14 protein-coding genes are annotated in these 17,054 nt (G+C 59.0%); 9 read left to right on the forward strand and 5 right to left on the reverse strand.

All coding sequences use genetic code 11. The features are described from left to right. Window positions 1-73 precede the first annotated feature (73 nt). From DWX25_RS09465 to pdxS, 3 genes are all read right to left on the reverse strand, one after another. Entirely contained in the window at window positions 74-250 is a 177-nt protein-coding gene (locus DWX25_RS09465) for a hypothetical protein (protein WP_158557570.1), read from the reverse strand. A 184-nt stretch (window positions 251-434) separates the two neighbouring features. Next, complete coding sequence (gene pdxT / locus DWX25_RS08260; RefSeq protein ID WP_117743387.1) at window positions 435-1,022, reverse strand: pyridoxal 5'-phosphate synthase glutaminase subunit PdxT; 588 nt, start codon at window positions 1,020-1,022, stop codon at window positions 435-437. Between the two features lie 20 nt (window positions 1,023-1,042). After that, window positions 1,043-1,933: a pyridoxal 5'-phosphate synthase lyase subunit PdxS gene (pdxS, locus tag DWX25_RS08265; protein WP_117798943.1), complete on the reverse strand. Its 891-nt coding sequence runs from the start codon at window positions 1,931-1,933 to the stop codon at window positions 1,043-1,045. 145 nt (window positions 1,934-2,078) lie between these two features. Here pdxS and DWX25_RS08270 point away from each other — a divergent pair, with 145 nt between their 5' ends. Continuing rightward, window positions 2,079-3,515, forward strand: coding sequence for a PLP-dependent aminotransferase family protein (locus DWX25_RS08270; protein WP_117798942.1), 1,437 nt, complete (start codon window positions 2,079-2,081; stop codon window positions 3,513-3,515). 541 nt (window positions 3,516-4,056) lie between these two features. Next, window positions 4,057-4,938 (forward strand): hypothetical protein, encoded by an 882-nt coding sequence (locus DWX25_RS08275; protein WP_117798941.1) that lies wholly within the window; start codon window positions 4,057-4,059, stop codon window positions 4,936-4,938. 242 nt (window positions 4,939-5,180) lie between these two features. Here DWX25_RS08275 and DWX25_RS08280 read toward each other — a convergent pair whose 3' ends face one another. Continuing rightward, window positions 5,181-5,744 (reverse strand): ferritin family protein, encoded by a 564-nt coding sequence (locus tag DWX25_RS08280; protein ID WP_070097113.1) that lies wholly within the window; start codon window positions 5,742-5,744, stop codon window positions 5,181-5,183. Window positions 5,745-5,997: 253 nt separating this feature from the next. On the opposite strand from DWX25_RS08280, the gene DWX25_RS08285 reads away from it, so the two are divergent. The 7 genes from DWX25_RS08285 (at window position 5,998) to DWX25_RS08310 (ending at window position 14,127) form a co-directional block, all read left to right on the forward strand. Next, window positions 5,998-7,218: an iron-containing alcohol dehydrogenase gene (locus DWX25_RS08285; protein WP_117798940.1), complete on the forward strand. Its 1,221-nt coding sequence runs from the start codon at window positions 5,998-6,000 to the stop codon at window positions 7,216-7,218. Window positions 7,219-7,226: 8 nt separating this feature from the next. Next, complete coding sequence (locus DWX25_RS08290) at window positions 7,227-8,606, forward strand: aldehyde dehydrogenase (protein WP_117798939.1); 1,380 nt, start codon at window positions 7,227-7,229, stop codon at window positions 8,604-8,606. A 242-nt stretch (window positions 8,607-8,848) separates the two neighbouring features. Then, window positions 8,849-10,048 (forward strand): MFS transporter, encoded by a 1,200-nt coding sequence (locus DWX25_RS08295; RefSeq protein ID WP_158557569.1) that lies wholly within the window; start codon window positions 8,849-8,851, stop codon window positions 10,046-10,048. Window positions 10,049-10,274: 226 nt separating this feature from the next. Then, window positions 10,275-11,039 carry a ChbG/HpnK family deacetylase gene (locus DWX25_RS08300; protein WP_117798937.1) on the forward strand — a complete coding sequence of 255 codons (765 nt, stop codon included), beginning with the start codon at window positions 10,275-10,277 and terminating at the stop codon, window positions 11,037-11,039. A gap of 400 nt (window positions 11,040-11,439) precedes the next feature. Beyond that, window positions 11,440-11,619, forward strand: coding sequence for a hypothetical protein (locus DWX25_RS09470; protein WP_158550198.1), 180 nt, complete (start codon window positions 11,440-11,442; stop codon window positions 11,617-11,619). Window positions 11,620-11,685: 66 nt separating this feature from the next. Beyond that, complete coding sequence (locus DWX25_RS08305; protein ID WP_117798936.1) at window positions 11,686-12,231, forward strand: metallophosphoesterase; 546 nt, start codon at window positions 11,686-11,688, stop codon at window positions 12,229-12,231. Window positions 12,232-12,369: 138 nt separating this feature from the next. Next, the gene (locus tag DWX25_RS08310) at window positions 12,370-14,127 is read left to right on the forward strand and encodes a DUF2130 domain-containing protein (protein WP_117743399.1); all 1,758 of its coding nucleotides are present in this window, start codon (window positions 12,370-12,372) and stop codon (window positions 14,125-14,127) included. Between the two features lie 79 nt (window positions 14,128-14,206). Here DWX25_RS08310 and DWX25_RS08315 read toward each other — a convergent pair whose 3' ends face one another. Beyond that, window positions 14,207-16,888, reverse strand: a complete 2,682-nt coding sequence (locus DWX25_RS08315; protein ID WP_117798935.1) for an RNA helicase — start codon at window positions 16,886-16,888, stop codon at window positions 14,207-14,209. Window positions 16,889-17,054 lie beyond the last annotated feature (166 nt).

Raw genomic sequence — 17,054 nt, forward strand, 5'->3', positions numbered from 1 at the left:
TGTATTAAGAGTTACGCGGTTCTACGAACCGCGTAACTAGTTGACGCTACGCGCCACCCAGGGCGACAATTTGTCATTCAAAAGGCAAGGCATGACCAGAAGGTCTATGCCTTGCCTTTTTCATGCCAACTTGTTCGCCCTGGGCGGCGCTCGCTGGCGTTTCCGAAACATCAGCGTAATTGCTGTTGCCAAAATGATCTGTTGGGTAGCTTATTTCCGGCACTTGGGGACGTTCCTTTTCTGCTGGCACTTGGGGACACTCCTTGTGGTTGCTGGACGTTCTTGTTTGACTAGTTGTTTAAGAACGTCCCCAACGACTACATAGCATGAGAGTGGATAATCTCCCGGTTTGAGCCTGTATTCAAACTCAAAGTGGGAGATTATCCACTCTCATTTGTTGTGTGTCTGAAAATCCACGCTCGTTTCTACTCCGCCTACATTTGTAGGAACAGTTCGTGGAGGTGGGTGTCGTCGTCGAGTTCGGGATGGAAGGTGACGCCGAGCTGGTTGCCCTGGCGGGCGGCGACGATGCGCCCATCGACTTTCGCTAAGGCCCTGGCGTCGCCGTGGACCTCGACGATGCGGGGCGCGCGGATAAACGTCAGCGGCACTTCAGCGTCGATGCCGGCTACCTGCCCCTTGGTTCGAAAGCTGCCGAGCTGCCTGCCGTAGGCATTGCGCTCGACAAGTACATCCATGGTTGCCAAACGCGGCGTGCCCTTATCGTCGTGGGTGGCAAGATCGCGTGCCAAGAGAATCAAGCCGGCGCAGGTGCCCAGGACGGGCATGCCGTCCGCAATGCGAGCGCGAAGGTCCTCGAGCATCCCAAGCTCAGCAAGGAGTTTGCCTTGAACAGTCGACTCGCCGCCGGGGAGGACCAGACGGTCAAAGTCCTGCTTCAAATCAGCCGCCTGCCTCAGTTCAATACAACGTGCGCCCAGCTCGGACAGCCTTGCCTCGTGCTCGACAAAAGCACCTTGGACCGCCAGCACGGCGACCGTCTGGTCTGCGTAATCGCTCATGTGCGATCCTTTCTACCGGACTAGCGTCCGCGTTCCTCCATGATGATCTCGATCTCGTCGGCGTTGATGCCGACCATGGCCTCGCCTAGATCCTCCGAAAGCTCAGCGATGAGCCTGGCGTCGGTGAAGTTGGCCACGGCCTTGACGATGGCGGCGGCGCGCTTGGCCGGGTCGCCGCTCTTAAAGATGCCCGAGCCGACAAAGACGCCTTCGGCGCCCAACTGCATCATCAGCGCGGCGTCGGCAGGGGTTGCTACACCGCCAGCAGCAAAGTTCACCACGGGAAGCTTACCCGTGGCATGGATATCGCGCACCAGCTCGACCGGAACCTGCAGTTGCTTGGCTGCCTCAAAGAGCTCATCGTCACGCAGGGCGACAACGTCACGGATCTGCTTTTGGATCTTGCGCATGTGGCGCACGGCCTGGACCACGTCGCCCGTGCCCGGCTCGCCCTTGGTGCGAATCATCGTGGCGCCCTCGGCAACACGGCGCAGCGCCTCGCCCAGATCGCGGGCGCCGCAGACAAACGGCACGTCAAACTGGGCCTTGTCGATGTGGTAGACATCGTCGGCGGGGGAGAGAACCTCGGACTCATCGATGTAATCGATCTCGATGGCCTGAAGGACCTGCGCCTCGACGATGTGACCGATGCGGCACTTTGCCATGACGGGGATGGAGACGGCCTCCTGAATGCCCTCGATCATCTTGGGGTCACTCATGCGCGACACGCCGCCGGCGGCGCGGATGTCGGCCGGGATGCGCTCGAGAGCCATGACGGCGCAGGCGCCTGCCTTCTCGGCGATGCGGGCCTGCTCGGGCGTGGTAACGTCCATGATGACGCCGCCCTTGAGCATCTGCGCGAGCTCGCGGTTGAGTTTGACGCGATCGGCCTTGCTGGTCTGTTCTGCCATGGTCGCTCCCTTGATTGGCATGTGCATTGCTTGACGGAACATCCTATCGGGGAGCTGGGTATGGCGAAATACTCAGTTTTCGAGATAATAACAAGGTCAGACTAATACCAGATTGAATGACTCGATAAGGTCAGATGATAGACTCATGCTTGACTACAATTTGGAACAACGCGGCGAAGCGTCGCTCTATGAGTATGTTTACCAGCAAATTCGAGATGATATCGTTGCTGGACGCATCGCGGCGGGGGAGCATCTGCCGTCTAAGCGCGCCTTTGCCAGTCATCTGGGAATCAGTGTCATTACCATCGAGAATGCATATAGTCAGCTGCTTGCCGAGGGTTATATTCGCTCAAAGCCGCGTCGCGGCTACTATGCTTGCGAGCTTCCGGATGCACCGATTTTGGCTTTGGTTACGGGGGATATCGACCGGGATACTGTCTCTATGGACCCCGGGGCGCATGACGCCGATGGACAGATCGAGCGATTCGATGCGCTTTCTCCTTCCGCTTTGGAGGCGGCTAGGCTTTGGCAAGGCGCGCTACGGGCAACGCTGACATCCGAAGACGAACGCGAGATCTTTTCGCCCGCACCAGCGCAGGGCACCGCTCGGCTACGACGCGCAATCGCTCGCCATCTGCGCGGGACACGGGGCATGAATGTTAATCCCGACAACATTGTTATCGGTGCGGGCGCCCAGCTGCTCGATACCATGTTGGTTCAGTTGCTTGGCGCGGACAAGGTGTATGCCGTCGAGGATCCGGGTTATTTGCGTCTGACACGCATCTATCAGGCTATGGGTTGCGAAGTTCGCCATATCCCGCTGGATGGTGAGGGCGTGGACTTGAGCGCTTTGCAGAAAACCGGAACAGATGTCCTTCACCTGATGCCGTCCCATCAGTATCCGACCGGCCTTGTGACGAGCATCGCGCGTCGCTATGCGCTGCTGAGCTGGGCTGCCGAGCGGCCAGACCGGTATCTCATCGAAGATGACTTCGATTGCGAGTTTCGCCTTGCTGGCAAGCCGATTCCCGCGCTCGCGTCGATCGATGCCGCTCAGTCGGTTATCTACACCAACACGTTTTCGAAGAGCCTTTCCTCGGCGTTACGTTTGGCGTATATGGTCCTGCCCGATGACCTGATGGAGCGGTTCGGGCGCGACCTTGGTTTTTACGCCTCGTCGGTGAGCTCTGTTGACCAGGTCGCTTTAGCGCGCTTGCTGGAATCGGGTGATTACGAGCGACATGTGAACCGCGTGCGTGTTCGTGCTCGCGAGGCGCGTGATGGCCTGGCGGCGCTTGTACGGAAGACGTTTCCGGCGGGGGAGGTCTCGATCGAACATGCGGATGCGGGTCTTTACTGCATCGTGGTTGCGGAGCGTGGCGCGGGCGGAAGCTCTTTTACGCTGGCCCTCACGCGCTCGAGTATCCCTTTTATCGATATCAGTGACTGCTTTTGGTGTGCCGATGGCGCATCTGTCCCTGAAAGCTCGACTCGAATCCTTGTCCAGTATGACGACTTGAGTTCAAATGCGCTAAACACCCTGGAATCACAGCTAATGGGGGTGCCCTCTAGCCCTAAGTGAGTAGACCTTTAGCTCTTTGGCGACCAGGCAGTTTTGTAACAAGCTATCTACCTGCGGTTTTGAAAAGCAGGATGACCGGCCTGCTCGGGATGCTCCAAAAAGCCTACTCACTTGCCGCGCAAAGCTTCTCCATGAGAAAAAAAGGGGTTTTCAACAGGGCTTCGTCCAGTTCTTGGCAAGCTATTGGTCAGTTGGGGAGGGCTGTTGAAAACTTAGCGGTCCGCTCGGTGCCATTTTTGGTGCGTTCGCGCCAATGCGAGACTGGCTGGGTTGAAATTCGTGTTTTCCTGTGCCTATGAAGGATCTACTTTGTGACATATCGGCTTTTAGGTACTGGCGTTTGCCTCCTCAAGCCCTCGCTTTGTGTCCGCCACTTCCACGACCGGAAGAAGACCGGCAGCGATATGGCCTCGCCCGTAACCCGACGGCTGCGGTCGTGCTCGGCTTGCCGTTGCATACATTGGTTGGGACGAGAAATAAGCGGACTTGTCCTGCCAGCGTTAGGCAACGGCTGTTCCTTGGTGAGCTTCCCAGGGAATCCGTGCTGGAAACGGAACATGGGTTTTTGGTCACATCTCCTTTGCTGACGGCATTCATCATGTCGCGGCATCTGACGGATCTCCAGCTGCTTTTGGTATTAGCGGAGATGTGCGGCTTGTTTACGGTTTGTGCCTTGCCAGCAGCACTCGAGGCAGAGCTTTCGCGTGCAATTGAGTCGGGCGCGATTCCGGCAACCTTTGGTTGGGCACGTTGCCCGTCCGAGGACGGTGTCGCCTCAAATTTGTGGCGGCGCGACGCTTTGGTTTTGGGCGGAGACCTTGACCGTTTTTGTTCAGATGTTTGTGGGATGCGTTACGGCAAGCGATTTGTCGCGGTATCGCATCTCGTTCCACTGGGCGCCGCATCGCCTTTTGAGGTTGAGACGTATTTGTTGCTTGGGTTGCCACGATCCCTGGGAGGCGAAGGTTTTTGCGGCATAGAGCTTAATGTTGAAGTGATGCTAAGCACAAGTGCTCGATCGATTGTGGGAAAGTCCCGCGTATATATCGACCTACTGTTGTCTTCGCCGAACGGAAAGCGGCAGGTGGCCATCGAATGTCAGGGGAAGGCCTCGCACGGGCGAGCGGGGGATGGCTTGCGTGACGCCGACCGCATGACGGCGCTTCAGGCAATGGGCTACGATGTATTTCTCCTGACACACGGACAGATATCCGATGAGGATAGATTTCGCGCGATTGTTAAGGCCGTATGCAGGTTGCTCGATGTTGAATATCGCGATAAAAGCTCGGAGGAGCAAGGGGCCGAGGCGTTACTCCGGTCTGAGCTGTTCGTTGACTGGTCAAAACTGGGAGAAATCGACAAAAAGATACCCGTTAGATACAAAAAGGCCCGATCGTGGGCGGCTGCTAATCTAAGTGAGTAGACTTTTAGCGTGATGGCGACCAGATTGTTTTGCGGCAAGCTATCTACCTGCGGTTTTATAAAGCAATACGGGTGGTCTGCTCGACAAGTTCCAAAAAGTCTACTCACTTAGTTTTTGACGCGAAGCCGATGTCAAAGGTGTTCCTATTTTTGGGACGTTAACTGGTTCGCAAGACACGAAAAAGGCCCGAACCATGCGGTCCGGGCCTTATCGAGCTAGAGATTATCTCTCAGGCGATTGGCTTAGCCAAAGTAGCGCTTGAGCAGGCCGGCGAAAGCCTTGCCGTGGCGAGCCTCGTCGCGAGCCATCTCGTGCACGGTGTCGTGGATGGCATCGAGGCCAGCGGCCTTGGCGCGCTTGGCAAGATCGGTCTTTCCGGCGGTGGCGCCGTTCTCGGCCTCAACGCGCATCTCGAGGTTCTTCTTGGTGGAGTCGGTCACGACCTCGCCCAGGAGCTCAGCGAACTTGGCGGCATGCTCGGCCTCCTCGTGCGCAGCCTTCTCCCAGTACAGGCCGATCTCGGGATAGCCCTCGCGATGAGCGACGCGAGCCATGGCCAGGTACATACCGACCTCGGAGCACTCGCCTTCAAAGTTGGCGCGCAGGTCAGCAACGATATCCTCGGAGACACCCTCCATCTTGGCGACGCCCACGACGTGCTCGGCAGCCCACTCGAGCTGGCCCTCCTCCTGCTTCAGGAAACGAGAACCGGGAACGCCGCACTGGGGGCATTTGAAATCCTCGGGCAGCTGGTCGCCGTCGAACTCTTCCACATAACCGCAAACGGGGCAAACAAATTTCATGATTCGATCCTTTCGATCGATGGCGATGGAGCGCTCGTCCGGTCCCGTAAAGGCCCTCTCCGGACGCGCGTCTTGACGAGTTCTATTATCCATAAATGCAACCGAATGTGAAGCCTATTAGGAATGATTTTTAATAAAAAATTTTGAGCTTGTGAAGATGTTGATTGATTAACGATTGGCAGGCCGCCCGAGACCTCCGATGAGTACAATCGGTCGAGCAAATGTTGACCCATCAACAAATGAAGGAGCTTCCTTTATGCATCTAGCCCGTCGCGCCTGGTGCCGAACGTATCAGATGGTTTTTCGCATCGCATTGCCGGTGTTGCCCTATACCGAGCCGCATATTCTGGAGCATGCCGAGGATGTCCCCGCGGTGCTTCAAAAACGCTCGATACAGCGGGTTCTTATCGTGACGGATCCCGGTATTGCCCGTCTGGGGCTTACGGCACCGCTCGAGACGGCGCTCGCGTCCAAGGGAATCGGCGTTGCGATCTATGCCAAAACATCGGCAAACCCTACGGTCTCAAACGTGGAGGAAGCGGCGTCCCTGTATCGGGAGAACGCCTGCCAGGCCGTTATCGGCTTTGGCGGCGGCTCGGCCATGGACTGTGCTAAGGGTGTGGGCGCACGCATCGCACAGCCAAACAAGCCCATCAACAAGATGCGTGGCCTGCTGCGCGTTCATCGTCGCCTGCCGCTGCTCATCGCCGTCCCCACCACGGCAGGCACGGGAAGCGAGGTCACACTTGCAGCGGTCATTACCGATGACAAGACGCACTACAAGTACCCCATTAACGACTTTGTGCTTATCCCGCGCTTTGCGGTGTACGACCCCGAGTTTACGCGCGGCCTGCCCGCCTCCATTACGGGACAAACGGGTATGGATGCCCTGACGCATGCCGTCGAGGCCTTTATCGGCCGCAGCACCACGCCCTATACGCGCAAGATGGCGCGTCAGGCGGTACAGCTCATCCACGATTATTTGCTCGAGGCCTATGAGCACGGCGACAACATGCGTGCGCGCCACAATATGCTTTCTGCAGCGTATAAGGCGGGCGTTGCGTTTACGCGCTCCTACGTTGGATACGTTCATGCCATTGCACACAGCCTGGGCGGACGATACGGGATTCCGCATGGCCTGGCCAACGCCATCATCCTGCCGCATATGCTTCGCGCTTATGGTGACGCCGCCGCCCCCAAGCTCGCCGATCTTGCCCGCATGGCGGACATTGCGCCGGCTACCGCGCAGGACGGTCTTGCGGCCGAGGCCTTTATCGATTGGGTCGACCGCATGAACGTTGCCCTGGGTATCCCCAAATATGTGACAGGCGTTCGCCGCTCCGACATTCCGCAGATGGCGGCGCATGCCGATGCCGAGGCCAATCCCCTGTACCCCGTTCCGCTTCTAATGGACCGCTTGGAGCTCGAGCATATGTACGAAGTCGTTGCAGGTGGTATGTTTGAGGGCGAGAACTAGGAGGGCCCATGAACACCGAGGAAATCGCGCGCATCGTTGCCGATCAGCGCGCCTATTTTAAGACGCATGCCACGTTTGATGTCGATGCTCGCCGTCGCGCGCTCGTGAGCTTGCGTGATGCGGTACAGGCGCACGAGGCCAATATTGCCCATGCGCTCATGACCGATTTGGGCAAGTCGCACGACGAGGCATATATGTGCGAGATCGGCACGTCGCTTTCCGAGATTCGTCATCAGATTGCGCACGTGGCTCGATGGAGTCGCCCGCGCCTGCGCCCGTGTGACCTCGCCAACGCCGTGAGTGTGTGCAAGACGCAGGCCGTGCCCTATGGCGTTACGCTCATCATGGCTCCTTGGAACTATCCGTTTTTGTTGACGCTCGAGCCGCTTGCCGGCGCCCTTGCCGCGGGCAATACCGTGGTCATCAAGCCGAGCGCCTATGCCCCGGCTTCGAGCGCGGTGCTCAAGCAAATCTGCGAAGAGGCATTTGATCCGCGCCTGGTAACGGTTGTCGAGGGCGGGCGCGCCGAGAACGAAGCGCTGCTCGATGAGTGCTGGGACAAGATTTTCTTTACCGGTAGCGTTCCGGTCGGCAAACTCGTCATGGAGCGGGCAAGTAAAAACCTTACGCCCGTGACGCTCGAGCTGGGTGGAAAGAGTCCCTGCATCGTAGATGCAACGGCAAACTTGAAGGTCGCGGCACGGCGTATCGCCTTTGGTAAATGGCTCAACGTGGGGCAGACCTGCGTGGCGCCCGACTACCTGCTGGTCGATAGACGCGTGCACGACGAGCTGCTGGGCCTTATCAAGGAGGAAGTCCGCCGTATGTTTGGCGAGCATCCGCTCGACAACGAGGATTACGGCCATATCGTCAACGCCAAGCACTTTGCGCGCGTGCGCGGGCTGATCGATCCCGATAAGGTTGTGCTTGGTGGCGCGGCGCGCGAGATGTCGCTCAAGATTGAGCCGACGATTCTGGATGGCGTGACCCCCGATGACGCCGTAATGCAGGAGGAGATTTTCGGCCCCATCTTGCCGGTGCTGACGTTTGAGAGCCTGGATGAGGTCGAGGCGTTCATCGCGAATCGCCCGACGCCGCTGGCCCTGTACGTCTTTAGTCAGGACCGTGCGGTTCAGCAGCGCTTTGTGCGCTACGTGCCCTTTGGCGGCGGCTGCATTAACGATACGATCATGCACCTGGCCACGAGCCATATGGGCTTTGGCGGCATGGGCGCGAGCGGCATGGGGCAGTACCATGGCCGCGAGAGCTTCGATACGTTTAGCCACAAGAAGAGCATCGTGAACAAGGCAACCTGGCTGGACGTGCCGTTTCGGTATGCGCCCTACGCAAGCTGGAAACACAAATTCGTGCGCATGTTTGTGCATTAGAATCGATGACACAGAGACAAGCAAAATGGCCGCCCCCGCGTAAGCGAAGGCGGCCATTTCTCATGCCCAAGCGCTGGGGCGTGGAGCGTTCTGATGGCAACGCGCAGGGGCGGGACGCCAGATCGGTGCTAGAATACGGGACGACCGCAGCAAAGGGGAGATTATGCATATGTTCGAGAGCTACATGGACTGATGACGCTCAGGCTGTCTCGTTTGGTTTTCATATGCATGAGGGGTTTGCTATGTCCCGCCTTCTTTCTCCATCGCACCGTTTGGTTGCGGTAAATTTCTTTATACAGCTTGCATTTCAGTCGACGTATTTTGTCGGCATCATTGGCTGCGGCACCTACGTTCTCGGGGCCGGCGCATTTGAGACGTCCGCACTCGTGTTTGGACTCAACCTGGTGCTCATCTTTGCAACGTTTTGCTCCGGCGCACTTGTGGACTCCTTGGGCCCGCGTCATGTGCTTCTAGCCGTTTGCGTCCTGCTTTGCGCATCGGGCGTTTTTGGTCTTGTTGCTCCCGTGTCCTATTCCGCGCTTGCGCTACTCGCCATCTCTACCGGGCTGTTGTTTGGCGCGGGGACTACGGCCATGGACGCCTATCCGCGCTTTTTGACGGAAGTCCCCGATGAGCTTCTGCGCATTAACGGCCTCAATAACATCGCGACAAGTGTCGCGGTGATCGTTGGACCTGCGCTTGGAGGCGTTATCGCTTCGGTCTTTTCCAACCAAGGGGTGTTTTTCCTGCTTGCGGTGGCACCTGTTCCCGCTCTGCTGCTTGCGACCTCGTTGTGTGAAGGCGCTGCTGTTCAGGGCTTCGCTAAGCCGGAGTCTCGCGCTGAGGCGACGGGCTTGCGATCGCTTTGGGAAGGCGTTATTGCCACGGCAGCTGATGCCGACCTGCGCCTGATTTTTCTCATGGGCTTTATGGGCTTCTTTTCCTACGGGGCATTCGATTCGCTCGAGTCGCTGTTCTACCGCGATGTTCTCTGCGTGGGTACGGAGTGGATGGGATGGTTGTCGGCCATTGCTGGCATCGGCGGAACACTGGGGTCGTACCTAATCATGCGTGTGCCGTCGGGACGCATCAGGCTGGAGCTTCTGGCGGCGATGCTGCTGGTGACGGGTGTGGGCTCCGTTGTGTATGTGGGTACCGCCCATGTTGCCGTTGCTGCGGTGGGGCAGCTTGTCTGTGGCATTGGTTTTGGCGCCATGGGACCGGTGCGCGTCACACTCACCCAGCGCTTGAGCGACCCTGCCAAGGTGGGGCGCGTGCTGGGCGTGATGCGCGTGGGCCTCAACGGCGCAGGCGTGCTGCCTCTGGTCGTTGCTCCGTTTTTGGCCGACGCCTTTGGCGTGCAGGGAGTGCTTGTTGGCGCAAGCCTGGCAACGGCCGCTATCGCCTGCACGTTTTGGGCAATCGCCCGGCGTCGGGGCTAGGCTCTCGGCATTCCGCTTGCCTTGCTGAATAGGTCGCATGGGGAAAGCGAAATGCGCGCAGCCGCGATTGCGAGCGCTCGATCCTGCGCTATGACGCGGGGCTCGATGTTAACGGTCACAAGTCCGCAAGCTGCGACTGGAGCCTTGGATTCTTCGAGCTGTAATTCTCGAACCATCACAAAGGTATCCACTTGTGGTGAGTTTTCCATAGATTGGGGGAGTTGTTATGAAACGGCTTTTAATCCGTGCCGATGACATTGGGTATTCGTATGCCGTTGACCTGGGAATCGCCCGCAGCGTCAACGAGGGTCTGGTGCGCTCGGTAGGCCTTATGCCCAATATGCCCGAGGCCGAACGTGGCTGGTCGCTCGTGGCAGACGCCGGTGTTGCAGTGGGCCAGCATACCAACGTGTGTCTGGGTAAGCCGTGTGCCGACCCGGCGCTCATTCCGAGCATGCTCAACGAGAACGGTGAATTCCATAGCAGCCGTACCTTCCGTGAGCATTTTAAGCGCGGTGAGGAGTTGATAGACTTCGACGAGGCCTGCATCGAGATCCGCGCGCAGCATGACCGCTTTGTCGAGATCGTGGGTCGCGAGCCCGATTACTTTGAGGCCCATGCCGTCATGAGCAAAAACCTTAACCGAGCTATCTCGGCGGTTGCCCAGGAACTGGGTCTTAAGGAGCAAAAGGCGAGCTTCGACCCTGTGGCAGTGGTGCATTGCGGAGATGCCGACCTGCGCATGGTGATGCGCTCGATGGAGCCGGGCTACGAACCCAAAGAGGCAATCATGCAGACGGCCCGCGAGATGGTAGAAGGTGAGACGGTGATCTTTGTCTGCCATCCGGGTTATCTCGACCGCTTTATCCTCGAGAACAGCTCGCTTACGACCGATCGCACCAAGGAAGTCGATGCTCTGATCGATCCCGGGCTTCGCGCTTGGCTTGAGTCTCAACCCGATCTTCGCCTGATCGACTACCGCGACCTGTAAGGACTCAAGCCGCCACAAAGGGGACAGGCACCTTTGTGGCGGTTTTGGCGCCGTTGCCATTATGGCGGCGGCGCCTTTTTTTCCATGCGGCGCAATAGAGTCAGGGCAACGTGTCATGCGTGCCTTTTTGTGCATTAGAGTCGATGGCATAGGAATAAACAAAGTGGCCGCCCCGCGTAAGCGAAGACGGCCACTTCTCACGATGAAAACGTGTATCGGAGTTGGCAAGACCCGCGGCAACGGGTGCCATCCGTGTTCCTATCTTATCTGCAAGCGCTCTGTCGCGCAAGCCTTGCGACAAGCGATTGAAAGACGCGGACGGGATGAATTTGTGTCCGCACGGGTCCGTAGACTTCTCAACTATGTGGTGGACGCTCGCTAACCGGCAATGGAGGCGGTCATGTTTGATGATGACGAACTGTTCGATCTGACAGACGATCCGTTTGAGTGGGATCTGCTGCTCGATGATGACGAGCTGGGGCAGGACCGTAAAAAGCGGCAGGACAAGAAAGCCCAGGGCGACGCTTCGAAAAAGCAAGACAAACGTCGCCGGGGTCTGTTCGGCGGGCTCTTTGGGTAACTGTCGCATCGCTGCGTCTGTATACTAAACAGGTCTTATACGCATTGCGAAATGAGGACGTAGACGATGATGTGGTTTACCGCCGACCTGCACCTGGGTGATACGAATATCTTGCACGACATGGATCGACCGTTTGGTTCGATCGAGGAGATGAACCGCAAGGTCATCGATGCCATCAATGAGTGTGTTGCTGCGGATGACCGCCTCTATATTCTGGGTGACTTTACCTATCGTTTGCCCCTGGCGGAGGCGGTGCGCCTGCGCGAGCGTATCGAATGCAAGAACGTGGCGCTCATTCGTGGCAACCATGACGGCGATTGGGAAGATCCGGACGCGCCGCATATTTGGGATGAAGTGCGCGATTATCTGGAGGTCGCTCCCGGTTACGCCAAGGGCCATCGTCTGGTGATGAGCCACTACCCCATGCTCAGCTGGAATGGCAAGGCGCGCGGTGCCATCATGCTGCACGGGCACATTCACAGCAGGGGAGACCGTGTCAACGTCCGCAACCGCGATCGCGAGCGCCCGGTTCTGCGCTATGACGTGGGACTTGACGCTAATGGCTACAAGCCCGTAAGCCGCGACCAGATCCTAGACTTTTTTGGGCTGTAATTCTCGAACCACCACAAAGGGGACAGACACCTTTGTGGTGGTTTTGGCGCCGTTGCCATTATGGCGGCGGCGCCTTTTTTGTCCGTGCGGCGCGGTAGAGTGTATGCGGTTGATATTTGCGTCCATCGAGGAGCTGCCATGAACGAGATTAAGTGCCCGCATTGCGGCGAAGTTTTTAAGGTCGATGCGTCCGGCTATGCGGATATCGTCAAGCAGGTGCGCGATACCGAGTTCTCGCACGACCTGGATGAGCGTGTGAAGGCGGTCCAGCGCGAGGGCGAGCGGGCGCTGGAGCTTGAGCGCTCGCGTTCGGCGGCCGCTTTGCAAAAGGCGGAGTCCCAACGTAACGCCCAGCTTGTCGAGCAGAAGAATGCCGCAGCTCAACAGCTGGCGCAAGAGGTCGCCAAGCGCGATGCCGAACTTGCCGAGCTGCGCGCCAAGCTCGAGGGCGCTGCTGCAGAGCGCGAGAGCGCAAGCCAGCGCGCGGCGGTAGAGGCCCGCGCCGATGCTCAAAAGGAGAACGCCGAGCTCCAGCGCGAAATCGACAGCTTGCGCGCACAGCTGGGACGTAAGGATGACGAAGCCAAGCTTGCCGAGTCGGCGGTGCGTAACGCTGCTCAAAGCGATCTGGCCGCACGCGATGCGCAGATTGCCGAGCTGCAGGCCAAGCTTGCCGCGGCGGACAAGGCCCAGGAGATGGCGCTTGCCGCGGCCGCGGCCGAGTCGCAGCGCGCGCTTGATGCTGCTCGCAGCGAGGCTGAACGCACATTTGCTGACTATCAGGCGAAGGTGCAGGAGAAGTTTTCCGCCGCAAAGGCTCAGTCTGAGCAGGAGGCTGAGGGCCTGCGCGCCCAGCTGCGCGAGCAGGAGCTGACAGCAAAAATGAACCTGTCGGAGGCGGTTGCCGCGGCGGAGCGAGAGCGCGACGAGGCGCGTGCCAAGCTGACGAGCGAGCTGGCGGTGCGCGATTCGCGCGAGGAGCAGGCCAAGGCGGCGCACGAGCTCGAACTTGCGCAGACCAAGCGCGCGAACGAGGAACTGATTCGCTATAAGGATGAAGAGATTGAGCGCCTTAAGGACATGAAGGTCCGCCTGTCCACCAAGATGGTGGGCGAGTCGCTCGAGCAGCACTGCGAGACCGAGTTTAACCGCCTACGCATGACGGCGTTTCCCAACGCGTACTTCGAGAAAGACAACGATGCGTCCGAGGGCACCAAGGGCGACTTTATCTTCCGTGAGTGTGACGCGAGCGGCAACGAGATCATTTCGATTATGTTCGAGATGAAAAACGAGAACGACGAGACCGCGACCAAGCATAAGAACGAGGACTTCTTTAAGAAGCTCGACCACGATCGTCGCCAGAAAGGCTGTGAGTACGCGGTGCTCTGCACGTTGCTCGAGCCCGAGAGCGAGCTTTATAACGCAGGAATCGTGGACGTGAGCTATCGCTACGAGAAGATGTACGTGATCCGCCCACAGTTTTTCATTCCCATGATTACGCTGCTGCGCAACGCCGCTATGGGTTCGCTTCGCTATAAGCAGGAACTGGCGGAGTACAAACAGCAGAATATCGATGTCACGAACTTCGAAGCCAAGATGGAGAAGTTCAAGGATGGCTTCTCGCGCAACTACAACCTGGCGAGCAAGCAATTCGAGTCGGCAATCAAGGAGATCGATGCCGCCATTAAGCAGCTCGAGAAGACCAAGGACGACTTGCGCCGCAGCACCGAGAACCTACGCTTGGCCCACAACAAGGCCGATGAGCTTACCATTCGCAAGCTCACATGGGGCAACAAGACCATGAAGACAGCGTTTGACGAGGCGCGCGAGGCTGCGCCAGAGTCAAGCAATGAGCCGGCCGAGGCGGATTCGTATGAGGTTGAGGATGCCGAGTAGGGCATAGTCGATAGCGCAAAAGCGGGGCCGCTGGCGATGTTGCCAGCGGCCCCGCTTCATTTCGTTCCAGTATGTACGGCTAGTCCTCGAGCAAATCCTCGATAAAGCCGACACGGTAGTTCTTGAAAATGACCTCGCCGCCGTCTTGCGTGGCATCCAGGTCGACATCGCCCATGATGCCAAAGTCGTGGTCGCCGTCCTCGTCGGCAAAGATCTGGTGCACGTGCCACACGTGGAGTGCCTTCTCGTCGGACTCGTCGATCGAGAACATGGCGGAGCTGCGCGCGTCGCCGTTGGTGAGAATCTCCTCGTGCTGCTCATGGTAGGCATCGAGCGCTTTTTGCCAACGGATTTCGCTCATGCCCCAGTCGTCGTCGAGCTCACCCAGGTCGCGTACGTGCCCGCGGGCGGCAAGGGTCACGCGGCGGAAGAGGGCGTTGCGCACCAGTAGCGTGCAGCCGCGGCGGTCCGCCACGACCTCGTCGATGCCTTGCGGCGGCGCAGCGTCGAGTGCCGCTGGGTTGCCGGCGTTTTCCCACTCGTCCACCAGGCTCGAGTCCACCGAGCGCACCACAAAGCCCAGCCACGAGATAATGTCGCGCAGGCGCTCGTCGCGCTTCTCGATGGGTACGGTGCGGTCGAGCGAGCGGTAGGCCTCTGCCAGGTAGCGCAGCAAAATGCCCTCGGAGCGGGCGATTCCGAGCTTTTGGATATAGCCCTTAAAGTCGCTCGCGCTCTCCAACATGTCGCGCAGGACGCTCTTGGGCGAGAGCTGGTAGTCGTTTGCCCAGGGCACTTCCTGGCAGTACTTGTCAAAGGCGGCATCGAGCAGCTCCTCGAGCGGCTTTTCGTACGTGACGTCCTGAATGCGCTCTAGGCGTTCCTCATATTCGACGCCGTCGGCCTTCATCTCGGCCATAGCGCGGTCGCGCGCGGCACGCTCCTGGGCGCGGAGCACCTGCTTAGGGTCTTCGAGTGTGGCCTCGACCATGCTGATGAGATCCATGGTATAGGTCTCGCTCTCGGGGTCGAGCAGCTCCAGCGCGGCAAGCAAAAATGGCGAGAGCGGTTGATCGAGCGCGAAGTCCTCGGGCAGATCGACCGTCAGCGCATAGTCGATGTCTGGCGTGGCGTCGGCCGGGGCGTTGGGTGCGGGCGGCACCTCGGTACGCACGACGACGCCGGAATCGATGAGCGTGGCGAAGATTTCGTCGGCGCGAACCTCGAGCTTGGCCTTTTCCTCGGGGGTCTGCAAGCTTGTCTCGATAAGGTCGTGCACGCGGGCGCGGGCGTCGCCGTCCTGCTCGACTACGCTAATCACCATAGAGTGCGTGATGCGCAGGCGCGGCTTGAGTGTCTCGGGCTGCGTCTCGATCAGGCGCTCAAAGGTCTGCTTGTTCCAGGTGACAAAGCCCTCGGGCGCCTTCTTCTTTTTAATCTTGCGAAGCTTCTTGGGATCGTCGCCCGCCTTTGCCATGAGCTTGGCGTTTTCAATCTCGTGCTCGGGTGCCTCGGCAATCACCATGCCCTCGGTATCGAAGCCCGAGCGGCCGGCGCGACCGGCAATCTGATGAAACTCGCGGGCGCGCAGACGACGCATCTTGTAGCCGTCGAACTTGGTGAGCGCGGTGAGCACCACGGTATGGATGGGCACGTTGATGCCGACGCCGAGCGTATCGGTGCCGCAGATGACGGGCAACAGGCCCTGTTGTGCCAAGCGCTCGACTAGCAGACGATAGCGCGGCAGCATGCCGGCATGGTGCACGCCGACGCCGCATCCGAGCAAGCGCTTAAGAATCTTGCCAAAGGCCGTCGAGAAGCTCGTGCCTTTGGCGGCTTCCTTAATAGCCTCGCGTTGCTCCTTGCTGGCGATGCCAAAATTGGCGAGTGACTGCGCCGTTGCAAGTGCGGCATCCTGGCTAAAGTGCACGATATAGAGTGGGGCTTCGCCACGGCGCATGGCGAGCTCGACCGTACCCTCGAGGGAGGTCGTCACATAGTCGTAGCTCAGCGGAACAGGGCGTGGTGCATCGACGACCAAGTCGCAGGCAGCGCCGGTGTGCTCCTCGAGTGAGGCGGCGATGGCGGTGACATCGCCGAGCGTGGCGCTCATGAGCATAAACTGCGTGTGGGGCAGGGTGAGCAGCGGTACCTGCCAGGCCCAACCGCGATCGGGGTCGGCAAAATAGTGGAACTCGTCCATGGCGACGCAGCCCACGTCGGCATCTTCGCCCTCGCGCAGTGCGTCGTTAGCAAGGATCTCTGCCGTGCAGCAGATGACGGGCGCCTTGGTGTTGATGTGCGTGTCGCCGGTGATCATACCGACGTTATCGCGGCCGAGCACCTGTACCAGGTCGAAGAACTTTTCGCTGACCAAGGCCTTGATAGGGGCCGTGTAATAACAGCGTTTGCCCTGCGCCATGCCCATAAAAAGCATGCCCAGCGCGACGAGCGATTTACCCGATCCGGTCGGCGTGCCTAAGATGACGTGATCGCCGGCGGCCAGGTCCATGAGGGCCTCTTCTTGGTGGTCCCACAGCTCAATGCCGCGGTCGCTCGTCCATTCAAAGAAGCGCTCGAAGGCCTGATCGGGCGTGAGCCACGGTTCGGGCTCGCTGCCATCCTCGGGCTCCCACCAAGTGGGGGAGAGCGCGCCGAGCGAGCCGAACTCTGCCTCGGTTCCCGTGCCGCCCGAGAATGAGCTGGCAGCGCCGGCGCCGGAGACGGTGCTGGCGGCGGTATCTGTCGTGGTCTGTGCCATGTGGTTGCTTTCTCTCGCGTTTGTCCGCCAACTATTATGGCGTAGCGTCGCATCGATGCGTTCGCAGGCAAGAAAATGCAGGAAATGGGCGTTCTGCCCAGCTGTTTGGGGCGGCCGCTAACTAAGTGAGTAGACTTTTTGCGATATCGCGAGCACGCGAATTTTA

The organism is Collinsella sp. AF18-8LB (genome assembly GCF_003459795.1).
Lineage (GTDB): Bacteria > Actinomycetota > Coriobacteriia > Coriobacteriales > Coriobacteriaceae > Collinsella.

Coding starts and splice junctions, on each gene's coding strand:
- pdxT (WP_117743387.1), bottom strand. CDS start 1,022: ATGAGCGATTACGCAGACCAGACGGTCGCCGTGCTGGCGGTCCAAGGT.
- pdxS (WP_117798943.1), bottom strand. CDS start 1,933: ATGGCAGAACAGACCAGCAAGGCCGATCGCGTCAAACTCAACCGCGAG.
- DWX25_RS08270 (WP_117798942.1), top strand. CDS start 2,079: ATGCTTGACTACAATTTGGAACAACGCGGCGAAGCGTCGCTCTATGAG.
- DWX25_RS08285 (WP_117798940.1), top strand. CDS start 5,998: ATGCATCTAGCCCGTCGCGCCTGGTGCCGAACGTATCAGATGGTTTTT.
- DWX25_RS08290 (WP_117798939.1), top strand. CDS start 7,227: ATGAACACCGAGGAAATCGCGCGCATCGTTGCCGATCAGCGCGCCTAT.
- DWX25_RS08295 (WP_158557569.1), top strand. CDS start 8,849: ATGTCCCGCCTTCTTTCTCCATCGCACCGTTTGGTTGCGGTAAATTTC.
- DWX25_RS08300 (WP_117798937.1), top strand. CDS start 10,275: ATGAAACGGCTTTTAATCCGTGCCGATGACATTGGGTATTCGTATGCC.
- DWX25_RS09470 (WP_158550198.1), top strand. CDS start 11,440: ATGTTTGATGATGACGAACTGTTCGATCTGACAGACGATCCGTTTGAG.
- DWX25_RS08305 (WP_117798936.1), top strand. CDS start 11,686: ATGATGTGGTTTACCGCCGACCTGCACCTGGGTGATACGAATATCTTG.
- DWX25_RS08310 (WP_117743399.1), top strand. CDS start 12,370: ATGAACGAGATTAAGTGCCCGCATTGCGGCGAAGTTTTTAAGGTCGAT.
- DWX25_RS08315 (WP_117798935.1), bottom strand. CDS start 16,888: ATGGCACAGACCACGACAGATACCGCCGCCAGCACCGTCTCCGGCGCC.